The organism is Streptococcus sp. 1343, from assembly GCF_013277355.1.
Classification (GTDB): domain Bacteria; phylum Bacillota; class Bacilli; order Lactobacillales; family Streptococcaceae; genus Streptococcus; species Streptococcus pseudopneumoniae.
The window spans coordinates 23767-43802 of sequence record NZ_VMMT01000022.1; the positions used below are offsets into that span (position 1 = coordinate 23767).

22 protein-coding genes and 3 pseudogenes are annotated in these 20036 nt (G+C 38.7%); 22 read left to right on the forward strand and 3 right to left on the reverse strand.

Features of this window, described 5'->3' with window-relative positions:
• Positions 1 to 104 precede the first annotated feature (104 nt).
• The 14 genes and pseudogenes from spx to HT709_RS03390 form a co-directional block, all read left to right on the forward strand.
• Positions 105 to 503, forward strand: a complete 399-nt coding sequence (spx, locus tag HT709_RS03325; protein WP_172925517.1) for a transcriptional regulator Spx — start codon at positions 105 to 107, stop codon at positions 501 to 503.
• A gap of 65 nt (positions 504 to 568) precedes the next feature.
• Positions 569 to 1138 (forward strand): SP0191 family lipoprotein, encoded by a 570-nt coding sequence (locus tag HT709_RS03330; RefSeq protein WP_000725131.1) that lies wholly within the window; start codon positions 569 to 571, stop codon positions 1136 to 1138.
• An 86-nt stretch (positions 1139 to 1224) separates the two neighbouring features.
• A complete protein-coding gene (locus HT709_RS03335; protein ID WP_000507059.1) occupies positions 1225 to 1491 on the forward strand; it encodes an IreB family regulatory phosphoprotein in 267 nt (88 codons plus the stop codon).
• A gap of 3 nt (positions 1492 to 1494) precedes the next feature.
• Positions 1495 to 1914 carry a Holliday junction resolvase RuvX gene (gene ruvX / locus HT709_RS03340; RefSeq protein WP_001808830.1) on the forward strand — a complete coding sequence of 140 codons (420 nt, stop codon included), beginning with the start codon at positions 1495 to 1497 and terminating at the stop codon, positions 1912 to 1914.
• A 15-nt stretch (positions 1915 to 1929) separates the two neighbouring features.
• On the forward strand, positions 1930 to 2235 hold the full coding sequence (locus HT709_RS03345; protein WP_000017620.1) for a DUF1292 domain-containing protein: 306 nt from the start codon (positions 1930 to 1932) through the stop codon (positions 2233 to 2235).
• Between the two features lie 205 nt (positions 2236 to 2440).
• Positions 2441 to 3691, forward strand: coding sequence for a folylpolyglutamate synthase/dihydrofolate synthase family protein (locus HT709_RS03350; protein WP_000464366.1), 1251 nt, complete (start codon positions 2441 to 2443; stop codon positions 3689 to 3691).
• Positions 3692 to 3774: 83 nt separating this feature from the next.
• Positions 3775 to 4239, forward strand: a pseudogene (locus HT709_RS03355) (SP_0198 family lipoprotein).
• Positions 4240 to 4346: 107 nt separating this feature from the next.
• Positions 4347 to 5879: a cardiolipin synthase gene (gene cls / locus HT709_RS03360; RefSeq protein WP_172925518.1), complete on the forward strand. Its 1533-nt coding sequence runs from the start codon at positions 4347 to 4349 to the stop codon at positions 5877 to 5879.
• Positions 5880 to 6134: 255 nt separating this feature from the next.
• Entirely contained in the window at positions 6135 to 7673 is a 1539-nt protein-coding gene (locus HT709_RS03365) for a damage-inducible protein CinA (protein WP_172925519.1), read from the forward strand.
• Between the two features lie 119 nt (positions 7674 to 7792).
• Positions 7793 to 10000 carry an anaerobic ribonucleoside-triphosphate reductase gene (gene nrdD, locus HT709_RS03370; RefSeq protein ID WP_172925520.1) on the forward strand — a complete coding sequence of 736 codons (2208 nt, stop codon included), beginning with the start codon at positions 7793 to 7795 and terminating at the stop codon, positions 9998 to 10000.
• Positions 10001 to 10195: 195 nt separating this feature from the next.
• Positions 10196 to 10702 carry a GNAT family N-acetyltransferase gene (locus HT709_RS03375; RefSeq protein WP_100104337.1) on the forward strand — a complete coding sequence of 169 codons (507 nt, stop codon included), beginning with the start codon at positions 10196 to 10198 and terminating at the stop codon, positions 10700 to 10702.
• The gene (gene nrdG, locus HT709_RS03380) at positions 10695 to 11285 is read left to right on the forward strand and encodes an anaerobic ribonucleoside-triphosphate reductase activating protein (RefSeq protein WP_172925521.1); all 591 of its coding nucleotides are present in this window, start codon (positions 10695 to 10697) and stop codon (positions 11283 to 11285) included. Before HT709_RS03375 ends, nrdG begins: the two co-directional genes overlap by 8 nt.
• A gap of 34 nt (positions 11286 to 11319) precedes the next feature.
• Positions 11320 to 11532, forward strand: a pseudogene (locus HT709_RS03385) (phosphoribulokinase); the annotation flags it as partial.
• Positions 11524 to 11670: pseudogene (locus HT709_RS03390) on the forward strand (transposase); the annotation flags it as partial. The pseudogenes HT709_RS03385 and HT709_RS03390, both read left to right, overlap by 9 nt.
• 273 nt (positions 11671 to 11943) lie before the next feature.
• Here HT709_RS03390 and HT709_RS03395 read toward each other — a convergent pair.
• From HT709_RS03395 to HT709_RS03405, 3 genes are all read right to left on the reverse strand, one after another.
• Entirely contained in the window at positions 11944 to 14082 is a 2139-nt protein-coding gene (locus HT709_RS03395; protein WP_172925522.1) for an ATP-binding cassette domain-containing protein, read from the reverse strand.
• A gap of 267 nt (positions 14083 to 14349) precedes the next feature.
• Positions 14350 to 14688 carry a hypothetical protein gene (locus tag HT709_RS03400; RefSeq protein WP_100104105.1) on the reverse strand — a complete coding sequence of 113 codons (339 nt, stop codon included), beginning with the start codon at positions 14686 to 14688 and terminating at the stop codon, positions 14350 to 14352.
• A 32-nt stretch (positions 14689 to 14720) separates the two neighbouring features.
• Positions 14721 to 15161, reverse strand: coding sequence for a hypothetical protein (locus tag HT709_RS03405; protein WP_100104104.1), 441 nt, complete (start codon positions 15159 to 15161; stop codon positions 14721 to 14723).
• Positions 15162 to 15680: 519 nt separating this feature from the next.
• Here HT709_RS03405 and rpsJ point away from each other — a divergent pair.
• The 8 genes from rpsJ to rpsC all read left to right on the forward strand — a co-directional run bounded on the left by rpsJ (position 15681) and on the right by rpsC (position 20034).
• The gene (gene rpsJ / locus HT709_RS03410; RefSeq protein WP_001284513.1) at positions 15681 to 15989 is read left to right on the forward strand and encodes a 30S ribosomal protein S10; all 309 of its coding nucleotides are present in this window, start codon (positions 15681 to 15683) and stop codon (positions 15987 to 15989) included.
• Positions 15990 to 16205: 216 nt separating this feature from the next.
• Positions 16206 to 16832: a 50S ribosomal protein L3 gene (gene rplC, locus HT709_RS03415; RefSeq protein ID WP_000160201.1), complete on the forward strand. Its 627-nt coding sequence runs from the start codon at positions 16206 to 16208 to the stop codon at positions 16830 to 16832.
• Between the two features lie 24 nt (positions 16833 to 16856).
• Positions 16857 to 17480, forward strand: a complete 624-nt coding sequence (gene rplD / locus HT709_RS03420) for a 50S ribosomal protein L4 (protein ID WP_000024547.1) — start codon at positions 16857 to 16859, stop codon at positions 17478 to 17480.
• Complete coding sequence (locus tag HT709_RS03425) at positions 17480 to 17776, forward strand: 50S ribosomal protein L23 (RefSeq protein WP_001055347.1); 297 nt, start codon at positions 17480 to 17482, stop codon at positions 17774 to 17776. The genes rplD and HT709_RS03425 overlap by 1 nt, the downstream gene beginning before the upstream one ends.
• Positions 17777 to 17793: 17 nt before the next feature.
• The gene (gene rplB / locus HT709_RS03430; protein ID WP_000512910.1) at positions 17794 to 18627 is read left to right on the forward strand and encodes a 50S ribosomal protein L2; all 834 of its coding nucleotides are present in this window, start codon (positions 17794 to 17796) and stop codon (positions 18625 to 18627) included.
• A gap of 103 nt (positions 18628 to 18730) precedes the next feature.
• Complete coding sequence (gene rpsS / locus HT709_RS03435) at positions 18731 to 19012, forward strand: 30S ribosomal protein S19 (RefSeq protein ID WP_000533766.1); 282 nt, start codon at positions 18731 to 18733, stop codon at positions 19010 to 19012.
• A gap of 11 nt (positions 19013 to 19023) precedes the next feature.
• On the forward strand, positions 19024 to 19368 hold the full coding sequence (gene rplV, locus HT709_RS03440; protein WP_000818137.1) for a 50S ribosomal protein L22: 345 nt from the start codon (positions 19024 to 19026) through the stop codon (positions 19366 to 19368).
• Between the two features lie 12 nt (positions 19369 to 19380).
• Positions 19381 to 20034 carry a 30S ribosomal protein S3 gene (gene rpsC / locus HT709_RS03445; RefSeq protein WP_000529936.1) on the forward strand — a complete coding sequence of 218 codons (654 nt, stop codon included), beginning with the start codon at positions 19381 to 19383 and terminating at the stop codon, positions 20032 to 20034.
• Positions 20035 to 20036 lie beyond the last annotated feature (2 nt).

Below are 20036 nucleotides of genomic sequence, written 5' to 3' on the forward strand. Positions count from 1 at the left end.
TGACGAAAAAAGTCAAAAAAAATTAAAAATAGGTCGCAAGTCGGATGTTTTTTATGGTATAATAGACTAAACTGATAGTAACGTGTAGCGAAAGGGGTAGGTACATGATTAAAATTTATACAGTCTCAAGTTGTACTAGCTGTAAAAAAGCAAAAACCTGGCTTAATGCCCACCAGTTAAGTTATAAAGAACAAAACCTTGGTAAAGAAGGAATTACGCGAGAAGAATTACTGGATATTCTAACCAAAACAGATAACGGAATAGCCAGTATCGTCTCATCTAAAAATCGCTATGCCAAAGCCCTTGGAGTGGATATTGAAGATTTGAGTGTTAACGAAGTCCTCAATCTGATTATGGAAACACCTAGAATTTTAAAGAGCCCAATCCTTATAGATGAAAAACGTCTGCAAGTTGGCTATAAGGAAGACGATATTCGTGCCTTCCTACCACGCTCTGTCCGTAATGTAGAAAATGCAGAAGCACGTTTGCGTGCAGCTCTATAAACATCAAGGCTGGGAGCAATTCCCAGTCTTATTCTATTTTAATTTCAAAAAGAAAGAAGAAAGAAATGAAAAAAATAGTTCTTGTTAGTCTAGCTTTCCTTTTTGTCCTGGTTGGTTGCGGACAGAAAAAAGAAACTGGACCAGCTACAAAAACAGAAAAAGATACGCTTCAGTCGGCATTGCCAGTTATTGAAAATGCTGAGAAGAATACAGTTGTAACCAAGACTTTGGTCTTGCCCAAGTCAGATGATGGTAGCCAGCAGACCCAAACCATTACTTACAAAGACAAGATTTTTTTGAGTCTAACTATCCAACAAAAGCGTCCAGTCTCAGATGAGCTGAAGACCTACATTGACCAACATGGAGTGGAGGAAACTCAAAAAGCTCTTCTCGAGGCGGAAGAGAAAGACGACTCCATCATAGAAGCTCGTAAATTAGCAGGATTTAAGCTTGAAACAAAACTATTGAGTGCAACAGAACTTCAAACAACGACTGGTTTTGATTTTCAAGTTTTGGATGTCAAGAAGGCTTCTCAGTTAGAATATTTGAAGAATATTGGCTTAGAAAATCTTTTGAAGAATGAACCAAGCAAATATATTTCAGACAGATTGGCAAATGGTGCGACAGAACAATAGAAAATCCAAATAAATAAACTGCCTGAATTGTAGAAGGTAAGGAATTATGCTATAATGGTACTATTCTAAGGAAAGAGGGTGTTAGAATGGGATTTACTGAAGAAACAGTACGTTTTAAATTGGACGATTCCAATAAAAAAGAAATTAGCGAAACTTTGACTGATGTCTATGCTTCGTTGAACGATAAGGGCTACAACCCAATCAACCAAATCGTAGGTTACGTATTGAGTGGAGACCCTGCCTATGTTCCTCGTTATAATAATGCACGAAATCAAATCCGTAAGTATGAGCGTGATGAAATCGTTGAGGAATTGGTCCGCTACTACCTTAAAGGACAAGGAGTCGATCTATAACCTATGAGAATTATGGGATTGGACGTCGGTTCAAAAACGGTAGGGGTGGCCATTAGCGATCCGCTCGGTTTTACAGCTCAAGGGCTTGAAATCATCCAAATCAATGAGGAGCAAGGCCAATTTGGTTTTGACCGCGTTAAGGAGCTGGTTGATACTTACAAGGTGGAACGATTTGTAGTGGGCCTGCCTAAAAACATGAACAATACAAGCGGACCGCGCGTAGAAGCTAGTCAAGCCTACGGAGCAAAGCTAGAAGAGTTTTTTGGTTTACCAGTAGACTATCAGGATGAACGCTTGACAACAGTGGCTGCTGAGCGTATGTTGATTGAACAAGCAGATATCAGTCGCAATAAGCGCAAGAAAGTCATTGATAAGTTAGCAGCTCAGCTGATTTTACAAAATTATTTAGATAGAAAATTTTAATATAAAGGAGAGGATATGTCACACGATCATAACCACGACCACGAAGAACGTGAACTAATCACACTAGTAGATGAGCAAGGAAATGAAACCTTGTTTGAAATCCTTTTGACAATTGATGGAAAAGAAGAATTTGGTAAAAACTATGTTCTTCTAGTACCAGTTAACGCAGAAGAAGACGAAGACGGACAAGTTGAAATCCAAGCTTACTCATTCATCGAAAACGAAGATGGAACAGAAGGCGAATTGCAACCAATCCCAGAAGACTCAGAAGACGAATGGAACATGATTGAAGAAGTCTTTAATAGTTTTATGGAGGAGTGATACAGTCTGGGAGACTGTATCAGCCCAACTCCTGAAAATTAGAAGAGTTGGAACATCCAGTGGATGTTTTAGCCCAAGTTAATATTCATAGTTGTTAGTGATTAGCTAACCAGGTGAGAGGTCGGGACGAAAATCCTGACCTCATTTTTTGTTATCTACGGAATTTTGCTAGATAATTGATTAGACTTTTGTCAAGGAGATGTGTATGTTTGAAGTAGGAGAATGGCTTTATAGTCGGATTGGTTTGAATTTTCGATCAGGCTTGAGCCGAATGCAACAAGCGGTGGATTTGTTAGGAAATCCTGAGCAGTCTTACCCTATTATCCACGTAACAGGGACTAATGGGAAAGGTTCTACCATTGCTTTTATGAGGGAGTTATTTATGGGGCATGGCAAAAAAGTTGCAACATTTACCTCCCCTCATATCGTATCCATCAATGATCGAATCTGTATTAACGGGCAACCAATAGCTGATGCAGACTTCATCCGTTTGGCTAATCAGGTCAAGGAGATGGAGAAAACGCTTCTGCAAACTCATGACCAGTTGTCTTTTTTTGAGTTGCTGACCTTGCTTGCTTTTCTCTATTTTAGGGAGCAAGAAGTGGATTTGGTTTTACTAGAAGTGGGAATTGGCGGCTTACTTGACACGACCAATGTGGTAACTGGAGAGATTGCTGTCATCAGCTCCATTGGGCTTGACCATCAAGAAACCTTGGGTGATAGTCTAGAAGCAATTGCAGAGCAGAAAGCTGGTATTTTCAAGGCTGGTAAAAAGGCAGTGATTGCGAAATTGCCTCCAGAAGCTAGACTTGTCTGTCAGAAAAAAGCCGAATCTTTAGCTGTTGACCTTTATCAGGCAGGTCAAGATTTTTCAGTGCTGAATGGTGATTTTTCAAGCTCTTTACTAAATCTTTCACAGCTGAACATAGGCTTAGAAGGAGCCTATCAGCAGGAGAATGCGGCCTTGGCGTTGCAAACTTTTCTTCTTTTTATGGGAGAAAGAAAGGAAGCTATTGATGAACAGGCTGTAAGAAAGGCCTTGGAACAGACCCATTGGGCTGGTCGCTTGGAGCGTATTCGCCCACAGATTTACTTGGATGGTGCTCATAACCTCCCTGCCTTGACTCGCTTGGTTGAGTTTATCAAAGAAAAAGAGCAGGAAGCCTATCGTCCTCAAATCCTCTTTGGGTCCTTGAAACGGAAGGATTATCAAGGGATGTTAGGTTATCTGACTGAGAATTTGCCTCAGGTGGAACTCAAGGTAACTGGCTTTGATTATCAGGGAGCTTTGGACGAAAGGGATGTGACAGGTTACGATATAGTTTCTTCTTACCGAGAATTTATCAGCGATTTTGAAGAAAGAACAGATGCTCAGGATTTGTTATTCATTACAGGGTCTCTCTATTTTATCTCAGAAGTACGGGGCTACCTGCTGGGGCATGAACAGATAAATTGACCACCTTTTTTGAACTTGTTATACTAGGGGAATTGCTGGTTAGAGAAAATTTCTCTAAATTGGTAGTAGAAAGGAAATCCATCATGAAATTAAAAAGATTCACACTTTCTCTTGCTTCTCTAGCAAGTCTTAGTCTCGTAGTAGCTTGTTCACAAAGAGCTCAACAGATTCAACAACCAGCAGCTCAAGCACAAATATAACAAACTCAGCAATCACAACCTGCTGCTTCATCGTCTACAGAAAATACAAACCAGGTAGCAACAAGTTCTTCACAAAATGCACCTGAGGCTCAACCGACTGATATTGATGGGACTTATACAGGCCAAGATGACGGAGACCGTATCACTTTAGTGGTAACTGGAACGACTGGTACATGGACTGAGCTCGAATCTGACGGGGATCAGAAAGTCAAACAGGTCACATTTGATGCAGCAAATCAACGCATGATTATTGGTGATGATGTCAAAATTTACACTGTAAACGGTAATCAAATCGTCGTAGACGATATGGCTAGAGACCCATCGGACCAAATCGTTTTAACTAAATAAGACTATACAAGTAGAAAATAATCATAAATACTTGCCTTCTGTCGAATAGCTGAGTTATACTAGTATCAATTACTTGTTTTTAGCATTCAAAATATCAAGGAGGGGATATGAAATATAGAAAATTTCAATTATTGATGTCCAAGTATGGCTTTAGTCTTTCAATTATGCTACTTGAACTTTGTCTGGTTTTTGGTCTCTTTCTTTATTTAGGGCGCATGGCTCCCATTTTATGGGTTACTGCCCTCATTCTACTGAGTATCATCACAATCATTTCGATAGTCAACCGTAATACGACTCCTGAGAATAAGGTAACCTGGTTATTAGTAGCCTTTGTACCAGTATTTGGCCCCCTGCTCTATCTGATGTTTGGGGAAAGGCGATTGTCCAAAAAAGAAATCAAACAACTGAAGAAGCTAGGCTCCATGCATTTCCAAGAAGCAAATAGCCAGCTACTAAAAGAGGAATTAAAAGAAAGTGACAAGGCAGCTTATGGCGTCATCAAGTCCTTGTTGAGTATGGATACCAATGCCGATGTCTATGATCAAACTGACTCTACATTTTTTTCTATCGGAGAAGCGATGTGGAAAAAGATGGTAGAAGATCTCAAAAAGGCTGAGAAATTTATCTTCTTGGAATATTACATTATAGAAGAAGGTTTGATGTGGAATAGTATTCTAGAAATCTTGGAGGAAAAAGTTGCTCAAGGCATTGAAGTTAAACTGCTCTATGACGATATTGGCTGTATGGCTACTTTAACAGGAGATTATGCTCATCGACTTCGACAGCTGGGCATCGAGGCCCATAAATTCAATAAAGTTATTCCCCGTTTGACAGTAGCCTATAATAACAGAGATCATAGAAAAATATTGATTATTGATGGTCAGATAGCCTATACTGGTGGGGTCAATCTGGCAGATGAGTACATTAACCACGTCGAGAGATTTGGTTATTGGAAGGATAGTGGAATTCGCTTGGACGGACTAGCAGTAAAAGCTCTGACACGCTTATTTTTGACCACTTGGTACATTAATCGAGGAGAGATTAGTGATTTTGATCAGTATCATTTAGAAAATCATTCTATCCCAAGTGACGGTTTAACCATTCCATACGGGAGTGGGCCCAAGCCAATTTTTCGAACGCAGGTAGGGAAAAAGGTTTATCAGAGTTTGATCAATCAAGCAACTGAATCGGTCTATATTACGACACCTTATTTGATTATGGACTATGATTTAACAGAGACAATCAAAAATGCTGCTATGAGAGGAGTCGATGTTCGGATTATCACCCCTTACATACCAGATAAGAAGTTCATTCAGTTAGTCACAAGAGGCGCTTATCCAGACCTTCTTTCTGCTGGTGTTCGGATTTATGAGTATAGTCCAGGTTTTATTCATAGTAAGCAGATGTTGGTAGACGAAGATTTTGCGGTGGTGGGGACAATCAATCTCGACTACCGAAGCTTGGTACACCATTATGAAAATGCAGTCTTACTCTATAAAACTCCTTCTATAATGGAAATCGCCCGAGATTTTCAAAATATATTTGCAGATTCTCAGGAAGTCTATCCTCATTCTATCAAAACGAGCTGGTATCAAAAACTTGTAAAAGAAATCGCCCAGTTATTCGCCCCAATCTTATAAGAAATCTAGGACTTAGGAAATGACCGAGTCCTCTTTTTCTTGCTTTTTACGAATAGAAAGATATAGGGAGGGACGATGCTGACTCAGAAAGAATTGGATTATATCATAACATTTAAACAGACGAATTTACATCGCTTTCGGGAAATTGAAACCTTTGTGAAACTATGCAAAAAATCACTCAAACAGCCATCGCAAGCTGACAATCCTAGGACTTTTTGATATACTAAGACAGATAAATTGAATAGGAGAAACGATATGAGTGTGTATGGTAGAGTAGAAGAAGTTCATCAGGAGAATAGTGAACCTCTAGAATACCAAATCAAACAAGAATTGCATCATCGTGAATCAAGTCGTCTTCCTTTGGTGAAAATTTTACTATGGAGTACGCTTGTAACGGGGATAACTCTAGGAGTACCGCTATTACTCGACTTAATGAGTGCACAGGAAGTGCAGGATTTTTATGCAGGTTGGGCGCTTCATCAGACAGGGAAGATTTACAGCGACTATTATGGAAGTCAAGGTTTGCTTTATTATTTGCTGACTTACGTGAGTCAGGGCGGATTTTTCTTTGCCATCTTTGAGTGGTTAGCCTTGGTAGCAGGAGGATTTTTCCTCTTTCGATCGGCAGACACCTTGACAGAGCAAGGAGACCAAGCTGGACAACTGGTGACTATTTTTTACATGCTAGTTACAGGTCTTGCTTTTGGTGGAGGTTATGCGACTCTTTTAGCGCTTCCTTTCTTATTTGCAGCCTTTAGTTTAGTTGCGACTTATCTAAGCAATCCAAGTCATGATAAGGGATTTGTACGGATTGGGCTAGCTTTGGCAGGCGGATTTTTCTTTGCTCCCTTGTCATCGCTCCTGTTTATTGCTGTAGTGAGTTTAGGCTTGTTGGTCTTTAACCTTGGGCATAGACGCTTTGTGCATGGGTTTTATCAGTTTCTTGCAGTGGCTTTAGGTTTTTCACTTGTCTTTTATCCAACTGCCTACTATAGTGTTGCAACAGGAAGTTTTGGGGATGCCATTAGTGGTATTCGTTATCCTATTGACAGTATTCGCTTTGATTTCACTTCTAAAATTTTAGAGAATATGGCTTTTTATGGCTTGTTGTCCCTTGGTTTGGGATTTGTGGTTTGTATCTTTTTAGGTCTCTTTCAATCCAAGCCCTCTAAACTATACGTCATTTCGGTTCCTGCAAGTCTTGTGACAATTTTAGGTTTGATTTTGCTTTTCTTTTCACAAGAGCCTCTGCACGCTTCTTATTTGATGGTCGTCTTCCCTGTTTTCCTACTTTTATTGGTAACCAATATTAAGGGTCAACAGAGGGGGCGTAGTGTTAGAAGAAGACGAAGAGAAACGCCAGTTAGCCTATGGAGTCGTTTCTTCAAAGGAAATCTATATCTGCCAGTTTTAGGGCTTGTCTATCTCTTGACTGTTCCCTTTTTGATGAGGTTTGTCCTTTATCCAGTACCTTATCAAGAACGTAATCGTCTTGCTGATTTGGTAAAAGAGGAGACAAATACGGAAGATGCTATCTATGCATGGGATGATACTGCAACTCTTTATCGTAAGAGTGAGCGCTTGTCGCCATCGGCGATTTTGTCTCCTGTGCACTATACAGCAACTGAGGAAAATCGGAATAAGTTACTTAATGACTTGAAAGAAAAACAACCCAAGGTGATTGTGGTGAATGACAAGGTGCCAGTCTGGTCTGAAGTGGAAACACTCTTAAAAGAAAATTACCAACCAGTAAAGACGGATTACTCAGAGTTTAAAGTCTATAAAATTAAATAACCAAATCAATATCTTGTGTATTTTTAAAAATTTTAGGATTTTTAACACAAGATATTGATTTTTCTTTTTAGAGTGGTATAATACTTTTTAGAAAGAACATTTTAGAAAAGAGCATGCATATGATTGCACTAGAAGAAAAAATTACAATTTTGCCAACTCTCTTCGTCGAGAAACGAGATGGGAGACGTGTTGTATTTGATGTGGACAAGATTGACAAGGCTCTCCACAAGGCTGCAGACAAGGTTATGGATGTGACACCCTTGGTCGAAAAACGCCTCAATGCTCTGACTGAGCGAATTGTCACAGAAATTCATAGTCGCTTTCCACAGGGGGTTAAGATTTATGAAATTCAAAATATTGTAGAACATGAACTGCTTGAAGCCAAAGAATATGCGCTGGCTGAGGAGTATATTACTTATCGGACACAAAGGGATTTTGAGCGCTCAAAAGCGACAGATATTAACTTTAGTATCCATAAACTTCTCAACAAAGACCAGGCAGTTGTCAATGAAAATGCCAATAAAGACAGCGATGTCTTTAATACCCAGCGTGATTTGACAGCGGGCATCGTTGGAAAATCAATCGGACTGCAAATGCTTCCTAAGCACGTAGCCAATGCCCACCAAAAGGGGGATATCCACTATCACGATTTGGACTACAGCCCCTATACACCTATGACCAACTGCTGTTTGATTGATTTCAAGGGGATGTTGGAAAATGGTTTTAAGATTGGAAATGCAGAGGTAGAAAGTCCCAAGTCTATCCAGACTGCGACAGCACAGATTTCTCAAATCATCGCCAACGTTGCTTCTAGCCAGTACGGTGGCTGTTCAGCTGACCGTATCGATGAAATCCTGGCGCCTTATGCAGAGAAGAACTATCAAAAACATCTCAAAGATGCAGAAGAGTGGGTCTTGCCTGAAAAACGGGAAGATTACGCTTGGAAGAAAACGCAAAAGGACATCTACGATGCCATGCAATCTCTTGAGTATGAAATCAACACCCTCTTCACTTCAAATGGACAAACACCTTTTACTTCGCTCGGTTTTGGTTTAGGAACTAGCCGTTTCGAACGGGAAATTCAAAAAGCTATTTTAAACATTCGCATCAAGGGGCTTGGTTCGGAACATCGTACGGCTATCTTTCCTAAACTCATTTTTACTCTGAAACGAGGTCTCAACTTAGAGGAAGGAACTCCCAACTATGACATCAAGCAGTTGACTCTAGAATGTGCAACTAAACGGATGTATCCAGACGTCTTGTCTTACGATAAGATTATCGAGTTGACTGGTTCTTTCAAGGTTCCTATGGGCTGCCGTTCTTTCCTTCAAGGATGGAAGGATGAGAATGGTATAGAAGTTAATTTAGGTCGGATGAATTTAGGTGTTGTGACGGTCAACCTTCCTCGTATTGCCCTCGAGTCTGAGGGCGACATGAATAAGTTCTGGGAAATCTTCAACGAGCGGATGAATATCGCTGAAGATGCTCTGGTTTATCGTGTCGAACGCACTAAAGAGGCGACACCAGCCAATGCTCCTATCCTCTATCAGTACGGTGCTTTTGGCCATCGTCTAGGTAAAGAAGAAAGTGTTGACCAGCTCTTTAAGAATTGTCGGGCAACCGTTTCGCTGGGTTACATCGGTTTGTACGAAGTGGCTACCGTCTTCTTTGGAAATAGCTGGGAACACAATCCAGAAGCCAAGGAATTCACGCTAGACATCATTCGCGATATGAAACGCCGTGTAGAAGAGTGGTCAGACCAATACGGTTATCATTTCTCTATCTACTCAACACCGTCTGAAAGTTTGACAGACCGTTTCTGTCGACTAGATACAGACAAGTTCGGTTCTATTCCTGATATTACAGATAAGGAATACTACACCAACTCTTTCCACTACGATGTTCGTAAAAATCCAACACCGTTTGAAAAATTGGACTTTGAGAAAGTCTATCCAGAAGCAGGTGCGTCAGGTGGTTTCATCCATTATTGTGAGTATCCAGTTCTCCAGCAAAATCCTAAAGCCTTGGAAGCTGTCTGGGATTATGCTTATGACCGTGTAGGCTATCTAGGCACCAATACTCCGATTGACCGTTGCTACAAGTGTGACTTTGAAGGGGATTTTGAACCAACTGAAAGAGGATTTGCTTGTCCAAACTGTGGCAATAGCGACCCTAAAACAGTAGACGTTGTTAAACGAACTTGTGGCTATCTAGGGAATCCTCAAGCGAGACCGATGGTCAATGGCCGTCACAAGGAAATCGCAGCGCGTGTCAAACATATGAATGGCTCAACGATTAAAATAGCTGGACATCAAGTAACAAATTAGAAAGAAATGAAATGGGAAAATATCAATTAGACGATAAGGGGCGCGCACAAGTGACCCGTTATCACTAGAAACACTCTAAAGGTGGAGCTGGTAAAAAAGAACGCTTGCTCAACCTCAGAGAACAATTTTTAAATAAGAATAAGAAGAAATAAAAGTGAGAGTCAGCTCTCGCTTTTCTCTTAGTGGGAGGTAAGGATGGAACTACGAAGACCAAGATTAGCAGATAAAGAAACAGTTTTAGAGATGATGACAGAGTTTGAAAAGAGCCAATCAGCCCATGATGGAGGATTTTGGGATACGGAGAACTTTGTGTATGAAGAATGGTTGGAAACAAATATGCAAAAAGAAATGGGAATAAACTTGCCTGAAAATCGTGTTCCTTCTATTCAATTTGTATCATTTGATGATGTAGGTCGTGCTCTAGGATTTTTGAATCTGCGATTGAGACTGAATGAGGGGTTACTGAATTATGCTGGCCACATTGGCTACTCCATCCGTCCATCAGAAAGAGGCAAAGGTTATGCAAAAGAGACTCTCCGTCAGGGCTTGAAAGTTGCTAAGGAAAAGAATATCAAGAAAGCTCTGGTGACCTGTAGTGTGAATAATTCTGCTAGTAGAGCAGTCATTTTAGCAAATGGTGGGCTCCTTGAGGACGTTCGTAATGGTGTGGAGCGTTATTGGATAGAGGTAGCGAATGAATAATCCAAAACCACAAGAATGGAAAAGCGAGGAACTCAGTCAAGGGCGTATCATTGACTACAAGGCCTTTAACTTTGTGGATGGCGAAGGCGTGCGTAACTCTCTCTATGTATCAGGTTGCATGTTTCATTGCGAGGGATGTTATAATGTTGCCACCTGGTCCTTCAATGCCGGAATTCCCTATACAGCAGAATTAGAAGAACAGATCATGGAAGATCTCGCTCAACCTTATGTTCAAGGCTTGACCTTGCTGGGAGGGGAGCCTTTTCTTAATACTGGGATTCTCTTGCCACTTGCTAAGCGGATTCGGAAGGAATTGCCAGACAAGGACATCTGGTCCTGGACCGGCTACACTTGGGAAGAAATGATGTTGGAAACTCCAGATAAACTGGAACTCTTGTCACTGATTGACATTCTTGTCGATGGACGATATGATCGAATTAAGAGAAATCATATGCTCCAGTTTCGAGGTTCGTCTAACCAACGAGTTATCGATGTGCAAAAATCGCTCAAAAGTGGGCAAGTAGTGATTTGGGACAAGCTCAATTACGGAAAAGAAAGCTATGAACAGGTGAAGAGAGAATGAAGAAAAAGACTTAGTAGACCAACTAGTCTCAGAGATCGAGACGGGGAAAGTCAGGACACTGGGAATATACGGTCATGGAGCTTCGGGTAAATCAACCTTTGCTCAAGAATTGTACCAAGCTTTAGATTCTACTACAGTAAATTTGCTAGAAACAGATCCTTATATCACCTCAGAACGCCATCTGGTAGTGCCAAAGGACGCACCAAATCAAAAGGTGACAGCTTGTCTGCCGGTGGCGCATGAACTTTTACCTCTTCCTCCCTACTCATCTGAGTACAATCCTATTGAGAAAACATGGGCTCATATCAAAAAGCACCTCAAAAAGGTATTACCAAGTTGCAATACCTTTTACGAGTCTCTTCTGTCCTGCTCTTGTTTCAATTAACTATATCTATAGAGTAACATAAATCTCAAAAAATGGGGTGCCCCCCTCTGTTTGTTATGCAAAAAAATAGAAGATAGGATAGAGAATCGCTTTGATGATTTCAATCATATCTTCTATTCAAATAGTTAGCTCATTAAATTAATGATATTACTGAGTTCAATTCCCTCTCTTTTAATATCTTAAAGCCTCCCAATATCCATGACAATGAGATATTTTAGCTAAAATCAAAGAGTGTTCACAAAATTTGATGTAATAAACTCTTGATTAACATTGTTAAAATTGATTATTCAAAAATTTCCGGAGTTGCCTTTGTTTAACAGTGTTCAACCCCCATATATCCGATACTAACATCATCAATATAACAAGTGCAAAAATATATCCCATATTTGATAATGATGATAACGATGAAAAATAGGAGAAGTACACAGTCTTACTGAGATAAACTAAATTTAATCCTGTAGTTATTAGCACTGCACTAAAGAAAGATAAAAGAAAAATTAATATATTGTCAAAAAATATTATTGAAAAAATATACTTTTTCTTATACCCTAAGCTATATAAAATAGCTAACTCTTTTGATCTATTGATTATATATCCCTTATTTAAAAATGCAACTACTAATCCTATGACCAGAGAAATTACAGTCGAACCAACTATCAATATTCTCACTAAGCTACCATAAATATCACTAAAAGTTCCTGACCTCATATCATATCTGGAAGCTAATCGATACTTAGGAAATAGTTTTTGCAGATTTTTAGAAATAGTCTCTACATCACCAGTTATTTTTATTAACAATCCATCTTTGCTCGTCCCTACAGCATTTACATAATTTTCATAACTATCTACAATGTCTTTACTAGCCTTTGATGTTTCAGGAGTCAACGATAATATTTGTTTGTGATGCTCATATGATTCTTGACTTAAAAAATATTCAAGATTAGATTCTTCAAAATAAGATGAGTAAATTGGATAATTTGATTTCAAACTATTTTGATAATATGTTTGATAAACACCGCTAATTATTACTTTATCATTCTTTTTTTCCTTAGAGTATATATTTGCTGTTTCCAAATCAATTTCTTTTCTAAGAACTTTTTGATAGTCTTCAGTATTTAAATGTTGCAAAATAAAAGTATCTGGTACTAAAACTTCATTACTGTCATCCTTTGGATAGTCACCTGATAACAGGATTATATTCTCAGAATTATAATCTGAAATAAAGTATTTAGGAACATCGAGTTTTTGGAAATTGAATGAAAGTGAAGAAATTTTATTCCGGCCATAGTTAAACTGTCTTATTTTACTAGAAAAATCTTTTTCAGAAAAATTTAAATTTAAACTATTATAAGCATTGTTATAATTAGATTTTACACCATGATTAAATAAAATTACCTTCTCAATTCCATCAATAGATTCAACTTGTTGTTTATCTTTATCCGAAAAACCTATTCTCTTACCATCATAAGGGCTTTGTATATTATTTTCATTATAATCTTTTATTGTATCTGTATTGAGTTGCTGAGTAGATGCCACTATGACTCTTTCACTTATTCCAGAAAAAAAACTCTCAAAACTAAGTAAAGAAGCTGAACGATACGCAGTAAAGCCTAGTATAAAAATAGATATTATTAAAGTCATAGGAACTATTAGAAGTAATTGCCTCTTCATATTTCGAATTGACTTATATTTTACATAATCTATAGTAAAATTAAAGGGAATTTTTCGAGTATTTTCGTTGAAGTTATCAGATAACTTTATATTTTCCTCTGTTCTCCTGACTTCTTTAATTGTTTTATCTTTTATCTCATATACAACATCTGCCAAATTAGCCAACTCTCTATCATGAGTGATATAGAAAATAAGAATCCCTCTATTTCTAAGTTTTTGTAGATATTTAAAAACTAATTGGCTGGTTGAAGTATCTAAGTTTCCTGTAGGTTCATCTAATAGTAAAATCTTTGGTTTTTTTATGGCTGCACGTGCAAGAGCTACCCTCTGCTTTTGCCCTCCGCTTAACTCAAAGCAAAACTTAGATTTCAAATCAAAAATATCTAATTCTTTCATGATACTTCCGATATCTGAATCCGGTGCATTACTTGCTAATTTTAAATTTTCAAAAACAGTAAAGTCTTCCAAAAGTTTATAATCTTGAAAAACTAATCCTATCTTTGATTCTCTTAACTGCGCCCATGTATCCAAACTATATTCTTTTGCGTTTTGCTTGAATAAAGTATACTCTCCTTCATACTCCTGATCTAAACCAAATAAAATATTAAACAATGTTGATTTACCTGTTCCGCTTTCACCTATTAAAGAATAAATTTTATTTGAGTCTTCTATATTGAGTGTAACTGAATTCAAAACTATTTTTTCTTTATATTTTTTGTCAAGATTTGAAATTTTCAACATACCTTTTACTCTCCAATGACATCTAAAAATAATATGAGAACCTGCTGTAGAATCACGGTACTAGTTAATTTTAAAATAGTTCAAATTTATGTCAGTATGATTTTATTATTTTTAATTGACTAAGCACCATGGATATATAATATATTTTCCCAAAAATAAAAGTTGAGTTATTTAGAATAATACTAATGTAACTCAACTGATAGATTTTTGCTATTTTGAAGGGTTAGACATTAGCCAAAAGTACTAATATTCAGACACATAAAGTTTTTATGAATTAAACCAAGGCGTATGCCAATATCTATTGTTTATAATAACTTGCCCCTGTCTATCTAAAGCAGGTTGCCCCCAGTAACTATTAGAAGCTGATTGATCAGGCCCTATTGTGTGATTACTATAGCCAATCCAAGAACCATCTGCTCGGATTACTCTAAAAGTAAAGTGACCTACCTCATTAAAAGAATTAGAGGTCCCTACCCCTGAAACACCGTTTACGTCAAATTGGAAATTAGAAAACCATGAACCTTGTGCGGCGAATGCAGCAGTCCCAGAAATAAGAGATAGTGAAGCAAGAGACAGAAATATTAATGATTTAAATTTTCTTAACATATTTTTTCCTTTCTTATTAAGTAATGCGCTTTTTAATTTAAACGAAGCAACAATTTTCTATCAGTATACTTCAAAACATTGATGTAATTATACTTACTATCATTAAATTTAACGATAATATCATTGCCACTAACGACATATATGTTGTTGATGGCTTGGTTTATATCGCCAACCAAGATATTTGATAAATCTGCATCTACTGTATTTTTTTTAAAAATTGACTTCGTTTTCATAAAATATAAATAGACATCATTACCTATTTGTATTGCTTGATAATTTGAGAGTTGTTCAAAATTATCTAAATCTGCTTTAACAGATATAGAATAATCTTTATCGGTTTTTATTACCGTTACTTGTAAAGACTCTAGTGGAATAATTTCTCTTGTACTGTCTTGATATACTTTCCAGCCCCAATACCCCAAAAATAGCAAAATAATCCCAATAATCGCTAATAAAAATTTTTTTCTAATCATAGCTTACTCACATTCCAATCTTATTGAAGAAAATCTAGTTTATAGTTCCATTTACAACATTTTAACTAATTTCATTCATTGGCGAGAGCTTGCTAAACTCCCACAAATTCTACCAATATTTTTGAGAACTAAAATTAGTCCTCTCAATGAAGGTATAATAATTTTTTCTTAAAACATCTCCCCTTCCGTTTTTGTTTTGATTTGTCCTATTTTTTAAATTATATTTACATCTCTTATTATACTCTATTATTTTTAATTTGACAACGCTTTCGCTGTTTTATTTCTTGATTTTTTGTAAAACTTTTCATCAAAAGCGATTTCATCCCAAAAAAACGAAAAAACCTAACAAATCCCTTGCAATCGCAGGGGCTTTGTGTTATTCTATTATGGTGCTGTAAATTACAGCTTTAGCTTTGATGCAAGAGGTTGCGACACGCTCGGTTGCATTGCCACGCAACACCGCGTCGGTTTTCTTGTGGAGCTAGCCTATTATCTTAAATAGACGAAAAGGAGAAAAAGATGGCAAACAAAAAAATTCGTATCCGTTTGAAAGCTTACGAACACCGTACGCTTGACACAGCGGCTGCAAAAATCGTAGAATCAGCTACTCGTACAGGTGCACAAGTTGCGGGGCCAATCCCACTTCCAACTGAACGTAGCCTCTACACAATCATTCGTGCGACTCACAAATATAAAGACTCTCGCGAACAATTTGAAATGCGTACACACAAACGTTTGATCGATATCGTTAACCCAACTCAAAAAACAGTTGATGCGTTGATGAAATTGGATCTTCCAAGTGGTGTAAACGTAGAAATCAAACTTTAATCTAAAATATAAAAGAGCAGAGGCTGGTGTTTCAATCTAATTGAACACGGGCTAAATTCGGTGTGAAAAAGATAAACTTCCTCGTGTCTGCTAGACACTGTGTCAGTTTCCTATTTTCACTTTGAGTTTGACGCCCTTTGTATCTTAGACTTGAGCATAAAAAACGCTCGTTAAAAACTTTTTGAATAAAAAATATAGAAAAGGAACTATTTTCTCATGACAAAAGGAATCTTAGGGAAAAAAGTGGGAATGACTCAAATCTTCACTGAAGCTGGCGAATTGATCCCTGTAACAGTTATTGAAGCAACTCCAAACGTTGTTCTTCAAGTTAAAACTGTTGAAACAGACGGATACAACGCTATCCAAGTTGGTTTTGGTGACAAACGCGAAGTATTGAGCAACAAACCTGCTAAAGGACATGTAGCGAAAGCTAACACGGCTCCTAAGCGCTTCATTCGTGAATTCAAAAACGTTGAAGGCTTGGAAGTTGGTGCTGAAATTACAGTTGAAACATTCGCAGCTGGAGATGTTGTTGATGTAACTGGTACTTCTAAAGGTAAAGGTTTCCAAGGTGTTATCAAACGCCACGGACAATCACGTGGACCAATGGCTCACGGTTCTCGTTACCACCGTCGTCCAGGTTCTATGGGGCCTGTTGCACCTAACCGCGTATTCAAAGGTAAAAACCTTGCAGGACGTATGGGTGGTGACCGCGTAACAATTCAAAACCTTGAAGTTGTACAAGTTGTTCCAGAAAAGAACGTTATCCTTATCAAAGGTAACGTACCAGGTGCTAAGAAATCTCTTATCACTATCAAGTCAGCAGTTAAAGCTGGTAAATAATAAGGAAAGGGGAATACAGTCAAAATGGCAAATGTAACATTATTCGACCAAACTGGTAAACAAGCGGGCGAAGTTGTTCTTAACGATGCAATCTTTGGTATCGAACCAAATGAATCAGTTGTGTTTGATGTAATCATCAGCCAACGCGCAAGCCTTCGTCAAGGAACTCACGCAGTTAAAAACCGCTCAGCTGTTTCAGGTGGCGGACGCAAACCATGGCGTCAAAAAGGAACTGGACGTGCTCGTCAAGGTTCTATCCGCTCTCCACAATGGCGTGGTGGTGGAATCGTCTTCGGACCAACTCCACGTAGCTATGCGTACAAACTTCCTCAAAAAGTTCGTCGCCTTGCGCTTAAATCTGTTTACTCAGAAAAAGTTGCTGAAAATAAATTTGTAGCCGTTGATTCTCTTGAATTTACAGCTCCAAAAACTGCTGAATTTGCAAAAGTTCTTGCAGCTTTGAGCATCGATTCTAAAGTCCTTGTTATTCTTGAAGAAGGAAACGAATTCGCAGCTCTCTCAGCTCGTAACCTTCCAAACGTGAAAGTTGCGACTGCTACAACTGCAAGTGTTCTTGACATCGCAAATAGTGACAAACTTCTTGTTACTCAAGCAGCTATCTCTAAAATCGAGGAGGTTCTTGCATAATGAATTTGTATGATGTTATCAAAAAACCTGTCATCACTGAAAGCTCAATGGCTCAACTTGAAGCAGGCAAATATGTATTTGAAGTTGACACTCGTGCACACAAGCTTTTGATCAAGCAAGCTGTTGAAGCTGCTTTCGAAGGTGTTAAAGTTGCCAATGTTAACACAATCAACGTAAAACCAAAAGCTAAACGTGTTGGACGTTACACTGGTTTTACTAACAAAACTAAAAAAGCTATCATCACACTTACAGCTGATTCTAAAGCAATCGAGTTGTTTGCTGCTGAAGCTGAATAATCTAAGGAGGAAATATCGTGGGAATTCGTGTTTATAAACCAACAACAAACGGTCGCCGTAATATGACTTCTTTGGATTTCGCTGAAATCACAACAAGCACTCCTGAAAAATCATTGCTTGTTGCATTGAAGAGCAAGGCTGGTCGTAACAACAACGGTCGTATCACAGTTCGTCACCAAGGTGGTGGACACAAACGTTTCTACCGCTTGGTTGACTTCAAACGTAACAAAGACAACGTTGAAGCAGTTGTTAAAACAATCGAGTACGATCCAAACCGTTCTGCAAACATCGCTCTTGTACACTACACTGACGGTGTGAAAGCATACATCATCGCTCCAAAAGGTCTTGAAGTTGGTCAACGTATCGTTTCAGGTCCAGAAGCAGATATCAAAGTCGGAAACGCTCTTCCACTTGCTAACATCCCAGTTGGTACTTTGATCCACAACATCGAATTGAAACCAGGTCGTGGTGGTGAATTGGTACGTGCTGCTGGAGCATCTGCTCAAGTATTGGGTCAAGAAGGTAAATACGTTCTTGTTCGTCTTCAATCAGGTGAAGTTCGTATGATTCTTGGAACTTGCCGTGCTACAGTTGGTGTTGTCGGAAACGAACAACATGGACTTGTAAACCTTGGTAAAGCAGGACGTAGCCGTTGGAAAGGTATCCGCCCAACAGTTCGTGGTTCTGTAATGAACCCTAACGATCACCCACACGGTGGTGGTGAAGGTAAAGCACCAGTTGGTCGTAAAGCACCATCTACTCCATGGGGCAAACCTGCTCTTGGTCTTAAAACTCGTAACAAGAAAGCGAAATCTGACAAACTTATCGTTCGTCGTCGCAACGAGAAATAATATTAAACTAGTCGCTTAAGCAACTAGTAAATCCGCCAGCTCGGTAGCGCTCCATGTGAGCGCAAGCCGCTGTGGTACAACATTTAAAGGAGAAAATATAAAAATGGGACGCAGTCTTAAAAAAGGACCTTTCGTCGATGAGCATTTGATGAAAAAAGTTGAAGCTCAAGCTAACGACGAAAAGAAAAAAGTTATTAAAACTTGGTCACGTCGTTCAACGATCTTCCCAAGTTTCATTGGTTACACTATCGCAGTTTATGACGGACGTAAACACGTACCTGTTTACATCCAAGAAGACATGGTAGGTCACAAACTTGGTGAATTTGCACCAACTCGTACTTACAAAGGTCACGCTGCAGACGACAAGAAAACACGTAGAAAATAAGGAGAACATAAATGGCAGAAATTACTTCAGCTAAAGCAATGGCTCGTACAGTACGTGTTTCACCTCGTAAATCACGTCTTGTTCTTGATAACATCCGTGGTAAAAGCGTAGCCGATGCAATCGCAATCTTGACATTCACTCCAAACAAAGCTGCTGAAATCATCTTGAAAGTTTTGAACTCAGCTGTAGCTAACGCTGAAAACAACTTTGGTTTGGATAAAGCTAACTTGGTAGTCTCTGAAGCATTCGCAAACGAAGGACCAACTATGAAACGTTTCCGTCCACGTGCGAAAGGTTCAGCTTCACCAATCAACAAACGTACAGCTCACATCACTGTAGCTGTTGCAGAAAAATAAGGAGGTAAAATCGTGGGTCAAAAAGTACATCCAATTGGTATGCGTGTCGGCATCATCCGTGATTGGGATGCCAAATGGTATGCTGAAAAAGAATACGCGGATTACCTTCATGAAGATCTTGCAATCCGTAAATTCGTTCAAAAAGAACTTGCTGACGCAGCAGTTTCAACTATCGAAATCGAACGCGCAGTAAACAAAGTTAACGTTTCACTTCACACTGCTAAACCAGGTATGGTTATCGGTAAAGGTGGTGCTAACGTTGATGCACTCCGTGCAAAACTTAACAAATTGACTGGAAAACAAGTACACATCAACATCATCGAAATCAAACAACCTGATTTGGATGCTCACCTTGTAGGTGAAGGAATTGCTCGTCAATTGGAGCAACGTGTTGCTTTCCGTCGTGCACAAAAACAAGCAATCCAACGTGCAATGCGTGCTGGAGCTAAAGGAATTAAAACTCAAGTATCAGGTCGCTTGAACGGTGCAGATATCGCCCGTGCTGAAGGATACTCTGAAGGAACTGTTCCACTTCACACACTTCGTGCAGATATCGATTACGCTTGGGAAGAAGCAGATACTACATACGGTAAACTTGGTGTTAAAGTATGGATTTACCGTGGTGAAGTTCTTCCAGCTCGCAAAAACACTAAAGGAGGTAAATAACC

What these genes read in the sequence shown, in the direction of transcription:
- HT709_RS03405 (WP_100104104.1), bottom strand. Translation starts at nt 15,161, where the DNA reads ATGATTAGAAAAAAATTTTTATTAGCGATTATTGGGATTATTTTGCTA.
- spx (WP_172925517.1), top strand. Translation starts at nt 105, where the DNA reads ATGATTAAAATTTATACAGTCTCAAGTTGTACTAGCTGTAAAAAAGCA.
- rpsJ (WP_001284513.1), top strand. Translation starts at nt 15,681, where the DNA reads ATGGCAAACAAAAAAATTCGTATCCGTTTGAAAGCTTACGAACACCGT.
- ruvX (WP_001808830.1), top strand. Translation starts at nt 1,495, where the DNA reads ATGAGAATTATGGGATTGGACGTCGGTTCAAAAACGGTAGGGGTGGCC.
- HT709_RS03400 (WP_100104105.1), bottom strand. Translation starts at nt 14,688, where the DNA reads ATGTTAAGAAAATTTAAATCATTAATATTTCTGTCTCTTGCTTCACTA.
- cls (WP_172925518.1), top strand. Translation starts at nt 4,347, where the DNA reads ATGAAATATAGAAAATTTCAATTATTGATGTCCAAGTATGGCTTTAGT.
- nrdD (WP_172925520.1), top strand. Translation starts at nt 7,793, where the DNA reads ATGATTGCACTAGAAGAAAAAATTACAATTTTGCCAACTCTCTTCGTC.
- nrdG (WP_172925521.1), top strand. Translation starts at nt 10,695, where the DNA reads ATGAATAATCCAAAACCACAAGAATGGAAAAGCGAGGAACTCAGTCAA.
- rpsS (WP_000533766.1), top strand. Translation starts at nt 18,731, where the DNA reads ATGGGACGCAGTCTTAAAAAAGGACCTTTCGTCGATGAGCATTTGATG.
- HT709_RS03425 (WP_001055347.1), top strand. Translation starts at nt 17,480, where the DNA reads ATGAATTTGTATGATGTTATCAAAAAACCTGTCATCACTGAAAGCTCA.
- HT709_RS03395 (WP_172925522.1), bottom strand. Translation starts at nt 14,082, where the DNA reads ATGTTGAAAATTTCAAATCTTGACAAAAAATATAAAGAAAAAATAGTT.
- rplD (WP_000024547.1), top strand. Translation starts at nt 16,857, where the DNA reads ATGGCAAATGTAACATTATTCGACCAAACTGGTAAACAAGCGGGCGAA.
- HT709_RS03335 (WP_000507059.1), top strand. Translation starts at nt 1,225, where the DNA reads ATGGGATTTACTGAAGAAACAGTACGTTTTAAATTGGACGATTCCAAT.
- rplC (WP_000160201.1), top strand. Translation starts at nt 16,206, where the DNA reads ATGACAAAAGGAATCTTAGGGAAAAAAGTGGGAATGACTCAAATCTTC.
- HT709_RS03365 (WP_172925519.1), top strand. Translation starts at nt 6,135, where the DNA reads ATGAGTGTGTATGGTAGAGTAGAAGAAGTTCATCAGGAGAATAGTGAA.
- HT709_RS03345 (WP_000017620.1), top strand. Translation starts at nt 1,930, where the DNA reads ATGTCACACGATCATAACCACGACCACGAAGAACGTGAACTAATCACA.
- HT709_RS03375 (WP_100104337.1), top strand. Translation starts at nt 10,196, where the DNA reads ATGGAACTACGAAGACCAAGATTAGCAGATAAAGAAACAGTTTTAGAG.
- rplV (WP_000818137.1), top strand. Translation starts at nt 19,024, where the DNA reads ATGGCAGAAATTACTTCAGCTAAAGCAATGGCTCGTACAGTACGTGTT.
- HT709_RS03350 (WP_000464366.1), top strand. Translation starts at nt 2,441, where the DNA reads ATGTTTGAAGTAGGAGAATGGCTTTATAGTCGGATTGGTTTGAATTTT.
- HT709_RS03330 (WP_000725131.1), top strand. Translation starts at nt 569, where the DNA reads ATGAAAAAAATAGTTCTTGTTAGTCTAGCTTTCCTTTTTGTCCTGGTT.